The sequence below is a fragment of the Streptosporangium roseum DSM 43021 genome (genome assembly GCF_000024865.1).
In the GTDB taxonomy this organism is placed as follows: domain Bacteria; phylum Actinomycetota; class Actinomycetes; order Streptosporangiales; family Streptosporangiaceae; genus Streptosporangium; species Streptosporangium roseum.
This window is the reverse complement of record NC_013595.1, coordinates 70,726-88,923: the sequence shown is the minus strand read 5'-3', so window position 1 is coordinate 88,923 and position 18,198 is coordinate 70,726. Positions and strand designations below refer to the sequence as shown.

Below are 18,198 nucleotides of genomic sequence, written 5' to 3'. Positions count from 1 at the left end.
CGGCCGGAGCGTGCGGGCCCCCGCCCCGCACGCCCGTCATTCCCGGTCAGGGCGTCCGGCCGGGCCCGTCGACGACGCCGGAGTCCAGCACGGACATGGCGAAGGTCCCGTCGGCGTCCACGACCTTCATGCCGAGGTAGTGGTAGTCCCCGGGATCGAGGATGTAGTAGCCCTTGCTCTCCCCCACGGTGAGGACGACGCCGATGCCCTTGCGCCCGTCCCCGTCCGCGGTGTTCTCCTCGATCGTGACATTCGGGATCTTCGCCAGGGCCCGGTACATCGCCGCGGTCTTGTCCGCGGGGATCACGGGTCCGAACTTCATGTACCAGCCGATCGCCCCGAAGGCCCTGACATCCCCCTCGGTCCCCTCCGGGCAGTGGGGCCGGCAGATCGACAGCGGTGTCCGCTCCTCCTTGAGGTTACGGAAGTGCTCCAGCAGCGCGTCCGGATCAGTGGGGAGGCTCTCCAGCTCCCGCTGGGTCCGGGCGGGGTCCGTCCGCGCGTTCGGCTCGCCATCACCGATCTTCAGCTCGCCGCCCTCCTCACGGAGGGCGGACCCGCGCCCGTCCATCCGGCTCCAATGCTCGAATGTCGGCAGGTCATCCCCCATATGCTGAGACTCCTTGATGTAGAACCACTGGTCCGGCCGGATGTCGGCGGTCCTGGTCCGGGTGGCGACGAGCGCGGCGTTCTCCAGCACCACGACCGCGTCGGGGGGCCGGACCGCGGGCTGCCGGTTCCCCGGCTGCGCGGTCCCCCCCGGCTGGGGCACGGCCGCCGGCTGGGCCACGGCCACGGCCACGACGACGGCAGCGGCAAGAGCGCCGGCCCCGCCCAGGGCGAGACCCCAGCGCAGGCGGGCCGCGGGCCGCGCCGGCCGCCGGCGGGACGCGGAGGATCCCTCCCGGATCACGGCGAGCAGCCGATGCTCTTCGGTCCGCAGATCGGGCTGCTCCGGAACCTCGTCGCGCAGGCTCTTGAGGAGTTCGATCTCGTTCAACTGTTCGTTCCTTCGCTCGCGGAGGTTGGATCGATGTCACCGAGCACCCGGCGCAGCTTTTTCCGAGCCCGGCTGACCCGCGAACGGACCGTCCCCACCGGAACACCGAGTGCCTGTGCGGCCTGCTCGTAGGTGAGCTCCGCCCACGCCACCAGCAGCAGCACGTCGCGGTGCCCCCGCGGGAGCCCCGCCAGCGCCGCGGCGAGCCGGCGCCGCGCTCCGTCCGCGGCCACCCGCTGATCGACCTGGTCGGTGAACGGCTCGACCACTGAATCCGCCCCCGTGCGGCTCAGTGCCCGGTACAGGCCGATCTCGCGGCGGCGGTGCCGGCGCATGAGGTTGGTGGCGATGCCGTACAGCCATGGCCGCGCGTCGTCGCGGGCCAGGTCGTACGACTCCAGGCTCTGGAAGGCCACCGTGAAGGTCTCGGCGACGATGTCCTCGGCGGGATCCTGGCCCAGCCGCCTGATGACATAGCGCTTGAGCGCCGGTGCGTGGCGGGTGAACAGGGTGGCGAACTGTTCGGGCTCACGCCGGGACCGTTCGATCACCGCGGCGTCGTCGGCCGCTTCCGCGGCTGCCGGCCGGGGCGGTGCGGCCGTCCGGCTCTCGTGTCGCATCTCTTGCCTCTCGGGTCTCTGCCATGACACCCGTTATTGCCACCCGGAGGATCCGCGGTTCCCGGAAATCGCGCGACGGACACGGCGACCGGCCCGGACCGCGCGGCCGGCCCCTACCGGCTGACCGTGGCCGGGCGGTCGATCCCGGCGATCAGCTCCAGCTGGTCGAGCTGCGCGTCGAGGGCCGGGGCCGCGATGCGGCAGACCACGTGCTCCGCGCCCGCCTCCGCGTAGCGGTTCAGCGTCGCGGCCACCTGCTCGGCGGAGCCCGCGACCATCACCTGGATCGTCCGCACCGTCTCGTACGGCAGGCCGTACGTGGCCCGGCAGTAGGCGTCGAGCTCCCGCTCGCCCCGCTCCACGTCGTCGGTGACCAGCACCGTGACGAACAGCGCCGGGGTGACCGCGGCGGCGGGCCGCCCCGCCGCCCCCGCCGCCCGCCGTACCGTCCGGAGACCCTCGTGGTAGTCGGCGGGGTCGGGCGGGTAGGGCAGCCAGCCGTCGTAGAGCCGCCCGGTGCGCTCCAGCGCCGACGGGCTCGCCCCGCCCAGCCAGATCGGCGGCCCGCCGGGCCGGTAGGACGGTGTGGATTCGGGCAGCCCGTCGAAGCGCAGCACCTTGCCGTGGAAGGCCCGCTCACCCGCCCACAGTGCCCGCCACAGGGCGACCGTGTCGTCCAGCCGCCCGAAACGGCGCGCCCACGGCACCTCCGACACCGCGTACTCGACCTCCGACCGGCCGGGGAAGCCCGCGCCCACGGTGACGACCAGCCGCCCGGCCGACAGGTGGTCGATGGAGGCCAGCTCCTGCGCGGCCATCACCGGACGGCGGAAGGCGGGCAGCAGCGCCGCGGTGCCGAGCGTGACGCGTTCGGTCACCGGCGCGAGGGCGGCGAGCATGGCCAGCGGCTCGACGCGCGCGCCGAGCAGGGTGTCGTTGGCCCAGACCGAGTCGTAGCCGAGCCGCTCGGCGCGGACGCCGAAGTCGACCAGCCGCCGGGCGTCGTTCCACTGGCTGTGGTTGGTGGGGAGCAGGACCCCCAGTCGCGTGTTCACAGGACGGATCGTGCTCCCGTCCGGGAATGACGACAATTCCCTCGACGGAATAGACGGGCCCGGCAGACTGGGATCGTGGACTTTCCCCAGACCCTGCGCGCGACCCGGCAGCGCCGCCACCTCAGCCAGCTCGACCTCGCCCTGCGCGCGGGCACGACGCAGCGCCACCTCAGCTTCATGGAGAGCGGCCGCTCCCGGCCCGGTCGGACCATGGTGGTACGGCTGGGCGAGTCGATGGAGCTGCCGCTCAGGGAGCGCAACGAGCTCCTGCTCTCGGCCGGTTACGCCCCCGTCTACCCGCAGACCTCGCTTGACGACCCGAGCCTGGAGCACGTGCGCGCCGCGCTGGGACGCATCCTGGCCGGGCACCTGCCCTACCCCGCGATCGTCGTGGACGCGAGGCACGACCTGGTGCTCGCCAACGACGCGTTCGGCCTGCTCACCGAGGGCGTCGCGGAGCACCTGCTGCGCCCGCCGGTCAATGTGCTGCGCCTCTCGCTGCACCCCGAGGGCATGGCACCGCGGATCGTCAACCTGGCGCAGTGGGCGCAGCACATCCTCGACCGCATCCCGCACGACGACCTCTACGACGAGCTGTCCGGCTACGTGCCGCACGTCGCCCCGGGACCCGACCACGTGGGCTTCGCCGTACCCGTACGGCTGCGCTCGACGCTCGGTGAGCTGCGGCTGACGACCACGATCACGACGTTCGCGACCGCGCTCGACGTGACCGTGGCGGAGCTGAAACTGGAGGCGTTCCTGCCCGCCGACACGGCCACGGCGGCGTTGCTGGCCGGGTGACGGCTCGGGTGCGGTCCGGGTGCGATCGCAGTACAGGGCGGGTCTGATCGGGCGAGTCGGGCGGGGCGGGTCGGATCTGGTCCGGGGGCGATTTCGGCTCGGGGCGGATCGATCGCGACCGCTTGTCAGATGCCGGGGAACATGTAGTCGGCGGTGATGCGGCCGTTCTCGTCGAGGACGAGGACCTCCAGGCCGCTGCCGACCGCCTCACCGCCGCCGACGGGCACCATCTCCCAGTCGAACTTGACGATGTCGTGAAGACGGACGGCATTGCCCCGCGCCCGGAAGGTGAACTGCCCAGGGGCGACGAACCGCTCATAGCTGCGGGTCACCCGGACGTCGAGCTCGTCATGGCCGTGGGCCTGGAGGGTCGTGGAGTCGAAGCCCAGTCCCGCGGCGATCTCCCGGATCTCCTGGGGCGGCTGAAGGATGTGGGTGCCGCCCTCGACCCACAGTTCCTGGATGGCTCTGCGGCGCGACTCGACGTCCGGCTCGATCCAGAGGGCGATGTAACGGGCGGCGAGGTCCTGGGCATGGATGTCGGTCACTGTTTCTCCTCGGCTGGTGTCGGTGTTCCTGCCAGATCCTGCGAGAAGGGACAATGGGCCGACAATTCCTCAGAGGGAATGGCCGATCCTCAGAGGGAATGGCCGGCTTTCACGCGGGACCGACCGGCGGACGGGGACCAGGCCCGCGGCCCGTCCGGCCGCCGCCGGCCGTACGGCTTCCGTGCTCGCAAAAGCTCCCACTCCCACCAGGGGAGTTATAGCGTTGTCTACCGGATCAGGGGGCGGTCGAGGGGGTGTCCGCCCGTGGCGTCAGGGGAAGGGAATGCCGTGTCCGGTCCGCACCCGCTGGCCGAAGGCGATCCCCGGCAGCTCGGTGACTATCGGCTGACCGGAGTGCTGGGCGAGGGCGGCCAGGGGGTGGTCTATCTCGGTCAGGCGCCCTCCGGGCAGCCGGTGGCGGTCAAGGCGCTGCACGCCCGGATGACCGCCGACCCCGCCGCCCGGGAACGCTTCCTGCGCGAGGCCGAGATCACCCGCCGCGTCGCGGCCTTCTGCACCGCGCGGGTCATCGACGCGGGAATCGCCCGGGACCGGCCCTACCTGGTCAGCGAGTACGTCCGGGGCCCGTCTCTGGATGAGCTCATCACCCACGACGGGCCGCGCACCGGCGGCGGGCTGGACCGGCTGGCGATCACCACCTTGACGGCGCTGGCCGCGATCCATCGGGCCGGCATCGTCCACCGGGACTTCAAACCCAGCAACGTGATCATGGGACAGGAAGGGCCGGTGGTCATCGACTTCGGCATCGCCCGCGTGCTGGGACACTCCACCACGCGATCCGGCCTGATGGGGACCCCCGCCTACCTGTCGCCCGAACAGCTCAACGGACACCGGGCCGGTACGGCCTCGGACGTGTTCGCCTGGGCCGCCACCATGGTGTACGCCGCCACCGGGCATCCGGCCTTCCCTGGCGTGATCCCGGCGGCGGTGATCAGCGCGATCGTGACCCGCGAACCCGACCTGGCGGGCGTGCCCGACCAGCTGCGGCCGCTACTGACCGCCTGCCTGGCCAAAGACCCCGCCGCCCGGCCCGGCGTCGCCGACCTGTTCACCGCCCTCACCCATGGGGCGCCCGTCATGGGCGATTCCGGTGGGAAACATCCCGGCCTGCCTTTCGAGCTTCCACATGACCATGATCAAGTGTCACAGGTCGGCGCGCTGCCCGGCACCTCTGAGCCCCGTACCGTCGCCCCCCACCTCTCCACGCCGGTGTCCACGGCCGGGACACCGGCGATCTCTCCACAGGCGCCGCCACCCCCCAGCGGCTCTTCCCCACAGGCCCCGCCACCCCTCAGCGGCTCTTCCCCAGTGGCGGCACCGCCTTCCAGCAGCTCTTCCCCAGTGGCGACATCGCTCCCCGCCGACTCCTCTCCGCGCCGCACCCGGCGCCGCCTGGGGAGGACCCTCACCGCGGCCGTCGTCGTCATCCTGGTCCCGGCCGCCTTCTGGCTGAAGCCCGTCTTGACGGACATCTTCTCCGGCACCGTTCGCCCAACCGCGGGGACCGGCTCGGACGAGCAGCCGGAACCCTCCGTGACGGGCATCCCCTTCGGCACCCTTGTCGGCGGCCGGCTCGCAGGCCCGCAGAAGTGGATCCTGTCGCTGGCGGTGGGACAGCTCGGCAGCCGCCCGGTAGTGGTCTCCGGCGGCTACGACGGCACCGTGCTGGTGTCGGACCTGGCCACCGGCATCCCCGTCGGCAGCCCCTTCACCGGCCATCGGGGTCCGGTCTGGTCGGTCGCGGTGGGGCAGCTCGACGGCCGCCCGGCAGTGGTCTCCGGCGGCAGCGACGGCACGGTGCTGGTGTCGGACCTGGCCACCGGCGCTCCCCTGGGCAGCCCCTTCAAAGGTCATCGGGGCTCGGTCGAGTCGGTCGCGGTGGGGCAGCTCGACGGCCGCCCGGTGGCGGTCTCCGGCGGCAACGACGGCACCGTGCTGGTGTCGGACCTGGCCACCGGCACCCCCATCGGCAAACCCTTCACCGGCCACCGGCACTGGGTCCTGGCGGTGGCGGTGGGGCAGCTCGACGGCCGCCCGGTAGTGGTCTCCGGCGGCTACAACCGCACCGTGCTGGTGTCGGACCTGGCCACCGGCGCCCCCATCGGCACATCCTTCACCGGCCACCGAGGCCCGATCGAGTCGATAGCGACGGGACAGCTCGACGGCCGCCCGGTGGCGGTCTCCGGCGGCGGCAAAGGCGATCACACGGTGCGGATATGGGACCTGGCCACCGGCACCCCCGTCGGCAAACCCCTCACCGGCCACCGGAGCTGGGCCCTGGGCCTGGCGGTGGGGCAGCTCGGCGGCCGCCCGACAGTGGTCTCCGGCGGCTACAACGATCGCACGGTGCGGATATGGGACATGGCCACCGGCGCTCCCCTGGGCGAACCCTTCAAAGGCCATCGGGGCCTGATCGAGTCGGTCGCGGTGGGGCAGCTCGACGGCCGCCCGGTGGCGGTCTCCGGCGGCAACGACGGCACCGTGCGGGTATGGGGTCTGGGGCCACCGTACCCACCGCCCGGCCTGTGACCGGGGTCCCGAGCGGCAGGCCGGCAGTCGGTCTCCGGCCCCTCGGTTCCGCGAGGCAGGAGATCCAGAGAAGTCAGGCGGTACCGGTTGCGGCAGGATCCTCGTATGGGACGCGATCTGGTAGAGCTGCGTATCCGTGGTGGAGAGCTCACCGACTCCGGATCTTGGATCTATGTCTGGCTGCTCGAAGGCCGCGTGATCTACATAGGCACCACCGGGCTTCCCCCAGAAGTCAGGACCTGGCTGCATCTCCACGACCCCGACCCCGATATCGGCCGTGTGAAGGCCCGCTATCCAGGGATCGGGACCGACTCACTCGATGTGGTCGCCTTCCGGCTGCCCGAATCCATGCCGCGCTCGGAAGTCAAGGTTGCTGTGATCGCCCATCTCAGCGCCATGGGACTTCTCTCCGAGCACTACGTGGGCGATCCGCCACAGCGCACCTCCATCGGAGACGGACTATCTTCCCTGGTACTCCTGATCACCCGTCGGATCGGTCAGCCCGAGACCGGATGAGCGGCGGTCAGAACAGGGTCAGCGGCTCGGTCGGCACAGGCTCCGGCAACGGCTCGATCCCGGGCAGCCGGGTCCGCACCTCCTCATGAAAACGACGGGCGAGCATCGGCGCATCGGCGTTGTCGGGAGTGTGGATGAACACGGTCGGCGAGCGGCCTTCGCGCACCCATTCGGTGACCGTGCCGACCCATTGCCGCCAGCCCTCGATCGTACGCTCCGCGTCGTCCCGGCCGAGGTAGCGGATGATCGGACGGTCGGTGAGAGCGGACGACCGGCGTGGCACGCGCGGTTTCCTCGCCCACGCCTCTCGCTCGGCGTCGCTGGTCGGAGGGCTCTGGAAGAGGGCGGTGGTGTCGAACGGGATCCACTCGGCGTCGACTCGGGCGAGGACCCCTTCGAGAAGCCGCTCGGATCGCGCGTCATCGAAGAACGCGGGGTGGCGGACTTCGACGGCGTATCTGTGCGAGCGGGGAAGCCGGTGAAGAAAGCCCGCCAGGGCGCCGAGGTCGGTCGGCGCGAACGATCCCGGCAGTTGGATCCAGATGGCGTGGGCGCGCGGTCCGAGTGGTTCGATCGCTTCCAGGAACGATCGGAGCTCCTCGTCGATGCCGGTAAGGCGACGCTCATGCGTGATCGACTTGGGCAGTTTGGCCACGAAGCGGAAGTCGGGAGCGGTCTGCCGCGCCCACGACTCCACTGTGCTCCTCGACGGTGTCGCGTAGAACGTCGTGTTGCCCTCCACCGCGTTGCACCACGTCGCGTAGGACCGCAGGCGCTCCCCAGGAGGAAGCGGATGGGGCAGAAAGCGCCCCTGCCACTGCGCGTGTGTCCACATCGCGCATCCCACATGAAGCCGCATGCCTTCGACGCTATCCAAGGCCGGCGGTAGGGAAGACCGTATCCCCTCGCTGGAATCCCGTTGAGAACGGTGTGCGTGCCACGCTTTGATGAGGCAGACGAGCAGAAAGGGAAGACCGTGGTCAACCGTGCCGGAGCATAAGCAGCCCAGGCCATCCAACACGCGCCAGGTCGGAGACCGCCTCAAGCTTCATCGGCATCACCTCCGCGTCGATGGCCGGGACTACAGGGTGATCACACTCCGGCCCGGCACCCGGGCCCGATTCTCCACGAACTTCTACCACCAGACCTGGCATGTCCTCTCCGATCCGCATGGCGCTCTCCTGCTCAGCCGCCTGCTGTGGGGCCTGTCCTTTCAACCCGGGTCCGTTCGGCCAGACCGACCAGGCCCAGCCTTCCGCCGGGCCGGCGGACGTCCCGGACACCGCTTGGACAGCCGTATGGGCCCGCCATGGCGCGGGCCTGGCGCCAAGACTCGCTGGGTGCGGCGGGGCCGCCAATCGTCGTCTGGTGGTTTGGCGGGTGGCTAGCCACGTAGGCGGGTGAGTGCTTGCGGGGTGAGGTGTCGCGCGAGTTCGTCGAGGAGGGCGACGATCTCGGCGACCCGCTGTGGGTCGTCGGTGTCCAAGGCTGCCGCCAGCGCGGTGTCGATGGGGGCCGACCTGACCTCCTCCACCCGGCCGGAGGCCTGGGATGCGGACTGGATGAGGAGACGGCGGCGATCGCGGGAATCGGGTTCGGTGGTGATGGCGCCTGCCTCGCGGAGCCGGGCGACCGCTGCCGACACAGCGCTTTGCGGGAGGCCGGTCCTGGTGGCGATCTCTCCGACGGCGCTGCCGGGATGCGCGCGCACGTCGCTGACCACGATCAGGACTGTTCGGACGCTGGTGGAGTGCCGGCCGATGCCCTCGGTGGGCAGGGCCTCCTCCCCGATCTTCATCAGGGTCCGTCCCAACAGGAACAGTTCGACTCCATTCATGCTGCCAAGATACATCATTTTAGATATATCAAACTTGATGCATCTGTTCTGATGCTTTATGGTCGATCACGACCGGCCGAACCGGCCGCCCGACCGAGAGGACATTGCCGATGGACACCACCACGACGACAGACATGACGACGGGCCTGCTTCGAGTGCCGGGCGCCACGCTCTACTACGAGGTCCGTGGCACCGGCCCGGTGCTGCTGATCTCCCAGAGCGGCGAAGGCGACGCCGGGCGCAGCAAGGACCTGGTCGACCAACTAGTGACCGACTACACCGTGGTGACCTACGACCGCCGCGGCCTGTCCCGCAGCACGCCGGACGCCCCCGCCCGCGGGGTGACCATGGCCGAACACGCCGACGACGTGCACCGACTGCTGACCGCCATCACCGACAAGCCGGCGCTCATGCTCGGCTGCAGCCTCGGTGCCTCCATCGGGTTCCACCTGGCCGTCGACCACCCCGGCCAGATCAGCACGCTCATCGCCCACGAGCCCGTCACCCCGCGGCTGCTACCCGCCGGCCAGCGCGCCCACCACGAGCAGGAACTCGAGCACATCCAGCGGATCCACCGCCGCGACGGCCTGGCCGCGACCTTCAAGGTGGTCGCCGAGGTGCTCGGCATCGACCCCGCCAACCCCGACGTGGAGCCCGGCCTCACCCCGCAACCGATGACCCCCCAGCGGGTGCGCAACTTCGACTTCTTCGTCGAGCACGACTTCACCGCGGTCATCCGCGACACTCTCGACGTCACCGCGCTCACCGACACCCGGACCCGCATCGTGTCGGCCGCCGGCCGCACCACCCCGCGCACCGTCTTCGACAACAAGTGCGCCTTCGCGCTTGCGGACATGCTCGACACCGGCCTGCACTGGTTCCCCGGCGGCCACAACGGCAACACCACCCACCCCAAGGCCTACGCCGCCGCCCTCCGCGACACCCTCAACGCTGCCTGACTCCCGCAATGAAGACCCACGTGCTGCCCGTCCGCGGCACCGGCCCGCTGCTGCTGCTTATCCTTCAGGTCGGCGACGGCGACGCGGACGGCGTCCGAGTGGACCGTCCACGATGCCTACATGACCTTGCGCGCCGCGCTGAGCAGCGCCGTACGCGAGGAGGTCCTCACCCGCAACGTCGCGGCCAACGTCAAGATGTCGGTCCCTCGAAAGCGCAAGGTCAAGCTCCGGTCCGCCGACGAGGCTCGTGCCTTCCTGGAGTCGGCCCGGACACGTGAGGACCCGATGTATCCGGCCTACGTCCTGGTCCTGGTGCTCGGTCTGCGCCCGGGGGAGGCGCTCGGGCTCCGGTGGCAGGACGTCGACCTCGGCAGCGCCGAGATGACCATCGGCTGGCAGCTCCAGCGGGTCGCCGGCCAACTGCTCCACCGGCAGACCAAGACGGACGCCTCGTTACCGTTTCCGGAGATCGTGACGGCGGCGCTCCGTGCCCGTCGACGGGCATGCGACGAAGCCCGTGAAGCCGCGGGGGAGTCATGGCAGGAGACCGGGCTCGTCTTCACCACCGCGAGCGGGCGACCGGTCGAACCATCGAACTTCCGGCGCAGCTTCGCCAACGCATGCGACAAGGCGAAGGTCCGCAAGGTCCATGTGCACGCGACCCGCAAGACCTGCGCGTCTCTCCTCGTCGCACTCGACGTCCACCCGCGCGTGGCGATGCAGATCCTCCGGCACAGCCAGATCTCGGTCACAATGAACATCTACAGCGAGGTCTCGTCGGAGGAGACCCGCAAGGCGCTCAAACGGCTGGGCAAGCAGCTCGGTTCGTAGCCGTTGCTGTATTTCCGTGCTGTACGGCTCCCAAAAGCCTCCCAGCACGCGCGAAGCCCAGGTTGAGGGATCTTGAGAGATCATCCCTGACCTGGGTTTTTGTGTGTCCTGAGGATGGTGGAGCCTAGGAGATTCGAACTCCTGACATCCTGCTTGCAAAGCAGGCGCTCTGCCAACTGAGCTAAGGCCCCGTGATTCAAGCCGTTGACCTGCGCACATGCTCCGCTTACGACTTGCTTCAGTCGTACACCGTAGCAACAAGACCCGCTTCCGCGCCACTTGGCCCCCGCGCCCGCCCTCTGGCGGCTCAGGCGCCGCACGGGCGGGGCGGGGGCGCCCGTTATCTCCTGCCCATTATTGTCATTTAGCGCATTTCTTTTATGTCCATTGATTTCGCATTCAAACGGTCCAAATTCTGCTAGCTTGACGGTCCATCTCCCTCAAGCATCAGGAGTTTCGTGTGAGAAGAGGCATCACGTCGATCACCTTGGCCGCCGTGGTCACATTCGCCACCGCGGGCTTCGCCCTTCCGGCCGGCGTCGCACCGAACGTGCCGGAGGGGACGGTCCGGGCGAAGGTGAAGAAGATCATCGACGGTGACACCCTGGTTCTTCTCATCGGGCGGAAGGAGGCGAAGGTCAGGGTGCTGGAGGTGAACGCGCCCGGCGGAAAGGAGTGCTGGGCGAAGGAGGCGACCGCGCGGGCGGCCAAGCTGATGCCGGTGGGCTCCACGGCGTACACGCTGGCCGACAGGAAACCGCGGGACAGGAATGGCCTGAACCTTCTCTATGTCTGGAATTCCGATGGCGTTTTCGTCAACCAAAACCTCATTCGGTACGGCTATGCGAAATGGAAGTCCATGACACCGAATGACCGGTTCACCGAAAGCCTGAGGAAGATGGAGGCGAAGGCCGCCAGGGAACGTCTCCGGGTCTGGTCCGGAAAGTGCGGCGGCACGGCCACTCCGACACCCGCCCCGACCCCGACCGGGACTCCGAACCCGCCGAAGCCGAGCCCCACCTCGAAGCCGACTCCCACCTCGAAGCCGAGCCCCACCCCGAAGCCGAGTGACACGGGAAGCACCGGGAATGACCCGCGCTTCCGGACGTGCGGGGAGGCGAACGCCGCGGGTTACGGACCTTACCGGCGGGGCGTCGACCCCGAATACGCCTGGTATCAGGATCGTGACGGCGACGGCCTGGTCTGCGAACGCTAGTCGCACCGACCAGGCATCGGGGTGTCCTTGCCCAGGCGGGTTGGTGACGATGCGGATCGACAGGGCGGGCACCGCAAGGCCATGGCGAGAAGCCACGGCACGGTGAGAAGCCGCACCATGCCGTTGAGGGCCGGCACGGGCGACCGGCGACAAGGTCCGCGCGCTCGATGGTGGCGTGGTCGGAGCGGCGGCCATGCCGTGACGGCCCGGCCTGCCCGCTCGCCCGCCGTCCGGAGGGAAAGTGGGAAAAGGGGGACGACCGCCGTCCGGATGGAGGTTCCGGCCCCCACCGGCCTGGAGCCGGTGGGGGCCGGTAGGTGCGATGGGTGTCGGTGGGGACCGCATATCTGTTTCCCAGGCGGAGCCGGGAAGAGGCGCGGCTGGAATTCGACCTGCCCGGCTCCGCTTCACCCGTGGTACGCCCTGCCCGGCCGTCCGTTCAGCCCCGCCTGCCGGCCCCGACCCGCACCGCCGAGGTGCCCAGCCCTGCGGGCAGAAGCGAGAAGCCCGCCGGCGCTCCCGGAAGGCGGCTGCGCCGGAGCTCGGCCTCGGTGTATCGCGCGCACCTACGGTGCCATTCGAGGATTCCCGACATCCACTCCTTGAGGTCGTCGGCATGGCGGGTGAGAATCCTGCGGGCCTGCTCGTCGAGGGCGAAATCGTCGAACAGCGCCGGCAGGCCGTTGGCGACGATGTGCTCGAACTGCTGCATCCGCGCTGTCATCAGGTCGGCCACGACGTCCCGGGCCTTCCACCTGTCCACTTCCAGGAAGTTCTCCACGACCAGGACGAGGTTGTGGACCTCACCCTCGAACTCGATCTCCTTCTGGTAGGAGAACAGGTCGTTGGTGAAACAGGCGTAGTCCTGCGCCGCGGTGTCCAGCTCCCGCATGACCCGTGTCTGGTAGATCTCCGCAGGCATCATGTCCGAGTGCGCGAGCCGGGCCAGGCTCATCGTCATGTCCGACCCGAACGTCTTGCGGCGCATCTCGATGTAGTCGACCGGATCGGGGACACGGTGCTGGGTCTGGTTGACCAGCTCCCACAGCCAGCCGGCGGTCATGTCCTCGACCGCCTCGCGGAACTGCTGCCGGGCGGGCACGCTCATCGGCTCCGCGGTGCGCCGCCACAGGTCCTCCAGCCCCCGCTCGATCGGGTTCGTCGGCTCCGGGGTGGCCCCGGCGTCCAGCGGCATGAACGCCGACAGCCGTTCGTTGCAGAGCTTCGCCGCCACGAGGTCGCGGGGCGCCCCGAACACCGCGGGGAAGTAGTCGTCACCGTACGTGCCCCAGGCCAGCCAGTCAGAGGACAGGTTGAGCTGTTCGGGGCTCGCGTCCGCGTGGATCATCGCGGCGCAGTGGGCGAAGTCGAAGCCGATGAAGCGCCGCTCGTCCCACAACCCGCCGGCTTCCACCCCGGGTATCGCGTCGAACATGCCCATCCGCCGCGCCCAGCCGACTGCGTAGCGTCGCGCGGCGTCCAGGTGGGGGCTGGTGCGGACCGGGTAGGGCATGTAGAGATCCGGCAGCGGCAGATGCCCCACCGGCTGGAACGGCCTGTGGGACTGCTGCTGGGACCTGCGCCGCAGGCCCAGCCGTGCCGGGGAGAGCGTCGGTACGGCGGCGGAGGTGCCCAGGCCGGTCGGGCCTCTCAGCACACCGGCGGGGCCCGAGGCGGCGCCTTCGTTCATGTACCGGCTGGATCTCGCGTGCCACTCGTGTCCGCCGGACTGCCAGTCCTGCAGACCCTTGACGTAGGCGGCGACCCCGAGCTGCTCGTGCACGGGCACGGTGTTCTCGGCCAGCAGGGCCGGGACCTCGATCAGCGTCGTGTTCTCGAACTGCTGCAGCCGGGAGGTCAGCAGGTCGTTGACGAGCTCGGCGGCCTCCTGCGTCGGGCAGTCGAAGAACCGCTCGAAGACCAGCACCGCGTTGGAGTTCTCGCCCTCCTCCTGGACCTCGCGCTGGTAGGAGAACAGGTCGTTGCGCAGGTGCACCGCGTCCGAGAACGTGTCCGACAGGACCCGCATCGGCCTCGTCCCGGCCAGACCGTCGGGGATCTCCGCGCCGACGGCGTATTCGACGAGGTTGGCCGACCAGGGTGCGCCGCCGACCCTCCGCCGCATCTGCACGTATTCGATCGGGTTGGCGATCCGGCCGCGGTCGATGTTGTCCAGCTCCCACATCGACTCCACCATCAGGTTGTGCGTGCTGGTGATGAAGCGCTGCCGCCACCCGTGCGACATCGCCGGAACCGTACGCTCCCAGAGGTCTTTCAGCCCCGCCTCGGCCGGGTTGGCCGGCTCCGGCGGCGTCTCTCCGTCCGCGGTCATGAACAGTTCGAGGTGGTCGAGGTAGGCCTTCGCCCCGAGCAGGTCGCGGGAGTACTTGAACTGCTCAAGGAAGTGGTCGTCGAAGAAGAACACCCAGACGTACCAGTCGGTGATCAGGTCCAGGGTGGGGCCGTCGCAGTCGGGGTGGGTGTAGGCGCACATCAGCGCGTAGTCCATCCTGGCCAGCTCGGCGTCGTCCCACACGACGCCGCCGCCGGGCTTGGGTGCGTCGAGCATGCCCATCTGCCGGGCCCAGGCCGCACTGTGCGCGCGGGAACGCTCCATATGAGGATTGATCCTGGCGGGATATGGCATGTAGAACTCGGGCAATGTGAAAGCCTGCATGAGCGCGCCTACTCTCTTGGGCCGACCGATGCGATTCACTCAGGGTAAAGACATTGCCACCAAGGGTAATTTATCGCAACGCCCGGCCGCGGGATATCCCCGAAGAGATCCGCTCGCCGCCGGGGCCGCGGAGACGCGCTCTTTCATCCGTCAGGAGAAAGGCATCAGGAGAAAGGCCTCGAACGGCGGCGTTCCTTCTCCCAGGTCCGTGGTTCGCCGGCAGAGGCTCAGGTTCTTCTCTGCGGACGCTCCGGATCGTCATGGCAGCAGGCCGCGACTGTAGGCGACGGCCACGGCCGAGGCTCGGTCAGAGACGCCCAGCTTTGTGTAGATGTGTGCCAGGTGGGTCTTCACTGTCGTCTCGCTGATGAACAGTGCCGCGGCCGCCTCCTTGTTGGTGGAGCCACGCGCGACCAGGGCGAGTACGGTCCGTTCACGTCCGCTCAGCTCGGCGGGAGCGGGCGTGCGGACTCGGTTGAGCAGGCGGGCGGCCACGGCCGGAGACAGCACCGTCTCCCCCAGCGCCGCCGCCCGCACGGCGCGGAAGACCTCCTCGCGCGGGGAGTCCTTGAGCAGGTAGCCGATCGCGCCCGCGGTCAGCGCGGGCAGCACGTCATCGTCGCCGTCGTAGGTGGTCAGAACCAGCACACGGGCCGAAGGCACCCGTTCCGCCAGCAGCCCGATGAACTTCGCTCCCCCGAGTCCGGGCATGCGCAGGTCGGTCAGCACGACGTCGGGTCGCTCCCGCAGGGCCACGGCCAGCCCTCGCTCCCCGTCCTCCGCCTCGCCCACGACCTCCAGGTCGGCTTGTTCCACGAACATGCCCCGCAGGCCGTCCCGTACGACGGGGTGGTCATCCACGATCACCAGCCGTACGCTCACGTCGCCTCCCGTTCGGCCTCGGCGGGGATCGCGGGGACTGTCACGCTGACAGCGGTGCCCTGACCGGGTGCGGACTCCACCTCGACGTTCCCGGCGAGCCTGACGACCCGCTGCCGCATGGCGGTGAGCCCGAAACCTCCGCCACCCGCTCCGGAGGAGTCGAATCCCACTCCATCGTCCCGGATATCGGCCACCACTACATCCTCCATGTATGACAGGGTGACGCCGGTCTTGCCGGCTTCGGCGTGCCGGGCCACGTTGGCCAGCGCCTCCTGCACGGCCCGGTACACGGTCACCTCGACCTCGGGATGCAGCAGCCGGGCGGTGCCGGTGACGGTGAGCATGGCGGGCAGCTCATGCGTGGCGCTCCAGCCGGAGACCAGCGCCGACAACGCCTCAGGCAGTCTGGTCTCCGCCAGCGGCCCGGGGCGCAGGTCGTCCAAGGAGCGGCGGACTTCGGCCAGGCTCTCCCTGGCGAGGCTCCGGACGACGGCCAGCCGCCGCCGCACCGCGTCGGCGTCGTTCACGGCCTCCTCGGTGGCCTCGATCTGCGTGACGATGGCCACCAGGCCCTGTGCGACGGTGTCGTGGAACTCCCTCGCCAGCCGGCCGCGCTCCCCGGCGACACCGGTCTGGCGGGCCGCGGCCAGCAGTCTGCCCTGCAGCTCGGCGTTCTCCTCCCCGAGCCGGGCGAGGCGGAGGTTGGCGCTCTCCAGCGCCCGGTTGGCGGCGTGCCGGCGTTCGACCTCGGCCTCCATGGCCCTGATGCTCCAGCCGATGAACGCCGCCAGCACCGCTCCGGTGAGCATCGGAACACTCTGCCAGGAGCTCTCGGCGTCCAGAAGGGCGGACGGGCCGCCTACGGCGACGAGCGCCGTGGTGGCCACTCCGAGGTAGGCGTACCGGCCGGGAAGCGCCGCGAAGGCCATGGGGAAGCAGGCGAACACCAGGAGCCCGTACGCCGGGTGGCGCGAGGACAGCACCCACGCCAGCGCGAGGAGCCCGGCGAAGTAGCACGCCATCGGTGCCAGCGCCCGCTCCGGCCAGTCGGGGTGCGCCAGCACCATCCACCAGTGCCACACCGCCACGGCGGCGGCCAGCGCGATCGTGACGGCCCGGTCGTGCGACGGCACCGACGGGTCGGCCTCCGCGATCAGGGTCGCCACTCCGAGGAAGCCCAGCGGCAGGGCGCGCCACACCCTGTCCCAGTCGTGAATCCGCAGCACGCCGCCCCCGCTCTCATCTGCGCGGATAGGTCAGGCGCCGCAGCAGTGTCTCGGCGGGCCCGCGTACTCCGGCTCTGCGCATGAACTCAGCCGCGACCACCGTCGCGGCCCACGTGCCGGCCGCCAACGCGACCGTGGCGGCGGAGCCCAGCCGCCCGCCGAGCCCGATCGCATAAGGGGACAGAAGCGTCACGAACACCACCGACTGGAGAAGATAACACGTCATCGAGCGCTGGCCGCAGGCCGACAGCGCCGCCACCAGCGGACCGCGCCTCGTCCCGATCCGCCGCGAGACCAGAGCGATCAGTGCCGCGTACCCCAGCCCGCCGGCGATGCCCGACACCACGTGGGCGGCGTTGAGCGCCATCACCGCGGCGGGTCCGTCCGCGCCGAGGAACCCGCCTGCGACCAGCCCCAGGGGGAGCCCACCGAGCGTCCCGGCGAGCGGCCCCCACACCGCGGCCCGCCGTACCAGCCCGTCCGGCACGGTCAGGAGCTCCCGCCGCCCCGCCCAGACGCCCACGAGCGCGGCGGTGACCACGCCCATCATCCCGACCGGGGTCATCACCCACTCGATCGGCCGCAGCGCCAGAGCCGTCAGCGGATCCTCGATTGCGAGCGACCAGAAGAACGACCGCTGTGCCGTGCCGTGCGGTGTGCTGTAGACCAGCGCGGACGACAGGGCGACGGGGACGAGCCAGGCCCCGGCGAGGATCAGCAGGATCCGGTCACGCACCCGCAGCAACCGGCATAGCGCGAGCCCGAGCAGCCCGTAGACGCCGAGCACGTCCCCGGAGAACAGCAGCGTGCCGTGGACCGCCCCGAACACGAGCAGCCACAGGCTCCGCCGCTTCAGGACCCGCCGCCCCTCGTCATCGCTGCGCCGCCGATTCCAGATCTGCACCATGCCGTAGCCGAACAGCGCGGCGAACATCGGGTAGGCCCGCCCGTCCACGAATGTCATGGCCAGTGCCCCCGTCACCCGGTCCGGCAGGTCGTGCTCGATGATGTGCTGCCGGATGCCGTACGGACGGCCGTACAGGTAGGCGGCGGAGTTGGCCACGGCGATCAGCGCCAGCATGGCCCCTCTGGCGAGGTCGGGGGCGAGCCGGCGCTCACCTTCCCCGACCGGTCGCAATCCCAGGGTGGAAACCACGATCTCTCCTCAGCTCGACGGGTTCCCACCGAGTGTGCGAGAAGGGCTCTGGTCATCGAATCGTTCAACCGTGCGCAAGTCATCAGCGGACGGACGACGGCCTCCATCCTCCATTTGGAGGAGGGCGGCACCGGCCGGGCGGTCGACCTGCCTACCGCGGTCAGAGCGTTGGAAGAACCGCGCCGCTCGGCGCAGTCGCCGCGTTCGGAGCGCTGCCTTCGACCTCGTCGGCGAGCGGCCGTACAACGCTCAGCAGGTTCCAGCGGCCCTCGCGGCGGCGGAACTCCTCGCGCGGGGCGGTGTGGATCCGCGCGGCGATGCCGT

The 18,198-nt window shown here is 70.0% G+C and carries 16 protein-coding genes and 1 tRNA gene; 6 read left to right on the top strand and 11 right to left on the bottom strand.

All coding sequences use genetic code 11. The annotated features are described in order from the left end of the window. Positions 1-46: 46 nt before the first annotated feature. The 3 genes from SROS_RS00430 to SROS_RS00420 all read right to left on the bottom strand — a co-directional run bounded on the left by SROS_RS00430 (position 47) and on the right by SROS_RS00420 (position 2,675). On the bottom strand, positions 47-1,000 hold the full coding sequence (locus SROS_RS00430; RefSeq protein ID WP_012886890.1) for a CU044_5270 family protein: 954 nt from the start codon (positions 998-1,000) through the stop codon (positions 47-49). Then, a complete protein-coding gene (locus tag SROS_RS00425; protein ID WP_012886889.1) occupies positions 997-1,620 on the bottom strand; it encodes an RNA polymerase sigma factor in 624 nt (207 codons plus the stop codon). Before SROS_RS00425 ends, SROS_RS00430 begins: the two co-directional genes overlap by 4 nt. Before the next feature lie 113 nt (positions 1,621-1,733). Then, a complete protein-coding gene (locus SROS_RS00420; protein WP_012886888.1) occupies positions 1,734-2,675 on the bottom strand; it encodes an LLM class flavin-dependent oxidoreductase in 942 nt (313 codons plus the stop codon). A gap of 75 nt (positions 2,676-2,750) precedes the next feature. On the opposite strand from SROS_RS00420, the gene SROS_RS00415 reads away from it, so the two are divergent. Beyond that, positions 2,751-3,476 carry a helix-turn-helix domain-containing protein gene (locus tag SROS_RS00415; protein WP_012886887.1) on the top strand — a complete coding sequence of 242 codons (726 nt, stop codon included), beginning with the start codon at positions 2,751-2,753 and terminating at the stop codon, positions 3,474-3,476. Positions 3,477-3,601: 125 nt separating this feature from the next. On the opposite strand, the gene SROS_RS00410 is transcribed toward SROS_RS00415, so the two are convergent. Then, on the bottom strand, positions 3,602-4,024 hold the full coding sequence (locus SROS_RS00410) for a hypothetical protein (RefSeq protein WP_012886886.1): 423 nt from the start codon (positions 4,022-4,024) through the stop codon (positions 3,602-3,604). 288 nt (positions 4,025-4,312) lie between these two features. Here SROS_RS00410 and SROS_RS45530 point away from each other — a divergent pair, with 288 nt between their 5' ends. Further along, on the top strand, positions 4,313-6,574 hold the full coding sequence (locus tag SROS_RS45530; RefSeq protein ID WP_052316830.1) for a serine/threonine-protein kinase: 2,262 nt from the start codon (positions 4,313-4,315) through the stop codon (positions 6,572-6,574). 105 nt (positions 6,575-6,679) lie between these two features. Beyond that, a complete protein-coding gene (locus tag SROS_RS00400; RefSeq protein WP_012886884.1) occupies positions 6,680-7,090 on the top strand; it encodes a hypothetical protein in 411 nt (136 codons plus the stop codon). Positions 7,091-7,097: 7 nt separating this feature from the next. Here the strand turns inward: SROS_RS00400 and SROS_RS00395 are convergent, their stop codons facing one another. Both SROS_RS00395 and SROS_RS00390 read right to left on the bottom strand, forming a co-directional pair. Further along, complete coding sequence (locus SROS_RS00395) at positions 7,098-7,949, bottom strand: DUF72 domain-containing protein (RefSeq protein WP_043651012.1); 852 nt, start codon at positions 7,947-7,949, stop codon at positions 7,098-7,100. Between the two features lie 525 nt (positions 7,950-8,474). Then, entirely contained in the window at positions 8,475-8,927 is a 453-nt protein-coding gene (locus SROS_RS00390) for a MarR family winged helix-turn-helix transcriptional regulator (protein ID WP_174435241.1), read from the bottom strand. A gap of 110 nt (positions 8,928-9,037) precedes the next feature. Here SROS_RS00390 and SROS_RS00385 point away from each other — a divergent pair, with 110 nt between their 5' ends. Together SROS_RS00385 and SROS_RS00380 are read left to right on the top strand one after the other, a co-directional pair. Further along, positions 9,038-9,886, top strand: a complete 849-nt coding sequence (locus SROS_RS00385; RefSeq protein WP_012886880.1) for an alpha/beta fold hydrolase — start codon at positions 9,038-9,040, stop codon at positions 9,884-9,886. Between the two features lie 120 nt (positions 9,887-10,006). Continuing rightward, positions 10,007-10,717: a tyrosine-type recombinase/integrase gene (locus SROS_RS00380; protein ID WP_245564530.1), complete on the top strand. Its 711-nt coding sequence runs from the start codon at positions 10,007-10,009 to the stop codon at positions 10,715-10,717. A gap of 115 nt (positions 10,718-10,832) precedes the next feature. Here the strand turns inward: SROS_RS00380 and SROS_RS00375 are convergent. Further along, positions 10,833-10,908, bottom strand: a tRNA-Ala gene (locus SROS_RS00375). A 269-nt stretch (positions 10,909-11,177) separates the two neighbouring features. On the opposite strand from SROS_RS00375, the gene SROS_RS51890 reads away from it, so the two are divergent. Beyond that, a complete protein-coding gene (locus SROS_RS51890) occupies positions 11,178-11,933 on the top strand; it encodes a thermonuclease family protein (protein ID WP_012886879.1) in 756 nt (251 codons plus the stop codon). A 439-nt stretch (positions 11,934-12,372) separates the two neighbouring features. Here SROS_RS51890 and SROS_RS00360 read toward each other — a convergent pair whose 3' ends face one another. The 4 genes from SROS_RS00360 to SROS_RS00345 all read right to left on the bottom strand — a co-directional run bounded on the left by SROS_RS00360 (position 12,373) and on the right by SROS_RS00345 (position 17,874). Next, on the bottom strand, positions 12,373-14,610 hold the full coding sequence (locus SROS_RS00360; RefSeq protein WP_012886878.1) for a family 2 encapsulin nanocompartment cargo protein terpene cyclase: 2,238 nt from the start codon (positions 14,608-14,610) through the stop codon (positions 12,373-12,375). Positions 14,611-14,868: 258 nt separating this feature from the next. Beyond that, positions 14,869-15,492, bottom strand: a complete 624-nt coding sequence (locus SROS_RS00355) for a response regulator (protein ID WP_012886877.1) — start codon at positions 15,490-15,492, stop codon at positions 14,869-14,871. After that, positions 15,489-16,718: a sensor histidine kinase gene (locus tag SROS_RS00350; protein WP_012886876.1), complete on the bottom strand. Its 1,230-nt coding sequence runs from the start codon at positions 16,716-16,718 to the stop codon at positions 15,489-15,491. Before SROS_RS00350 ends, SROS_RS00355 begins: the two co-directional genes overlap by 4 nt. Positions 16,719-16,731: 13 nt before the next feature. Beyond that, entirely contained in the window at positions 16,732-17,874 is a 1,143-nt protein-coding gene (locus SROS_RS00345; RefSeq protein WP_012886875.1) for a DUF418 domain-containing protein, read from the bottom strand. Between the last annotated feature and the right edge of the window lie 324 nt (positions 17,875-18,198).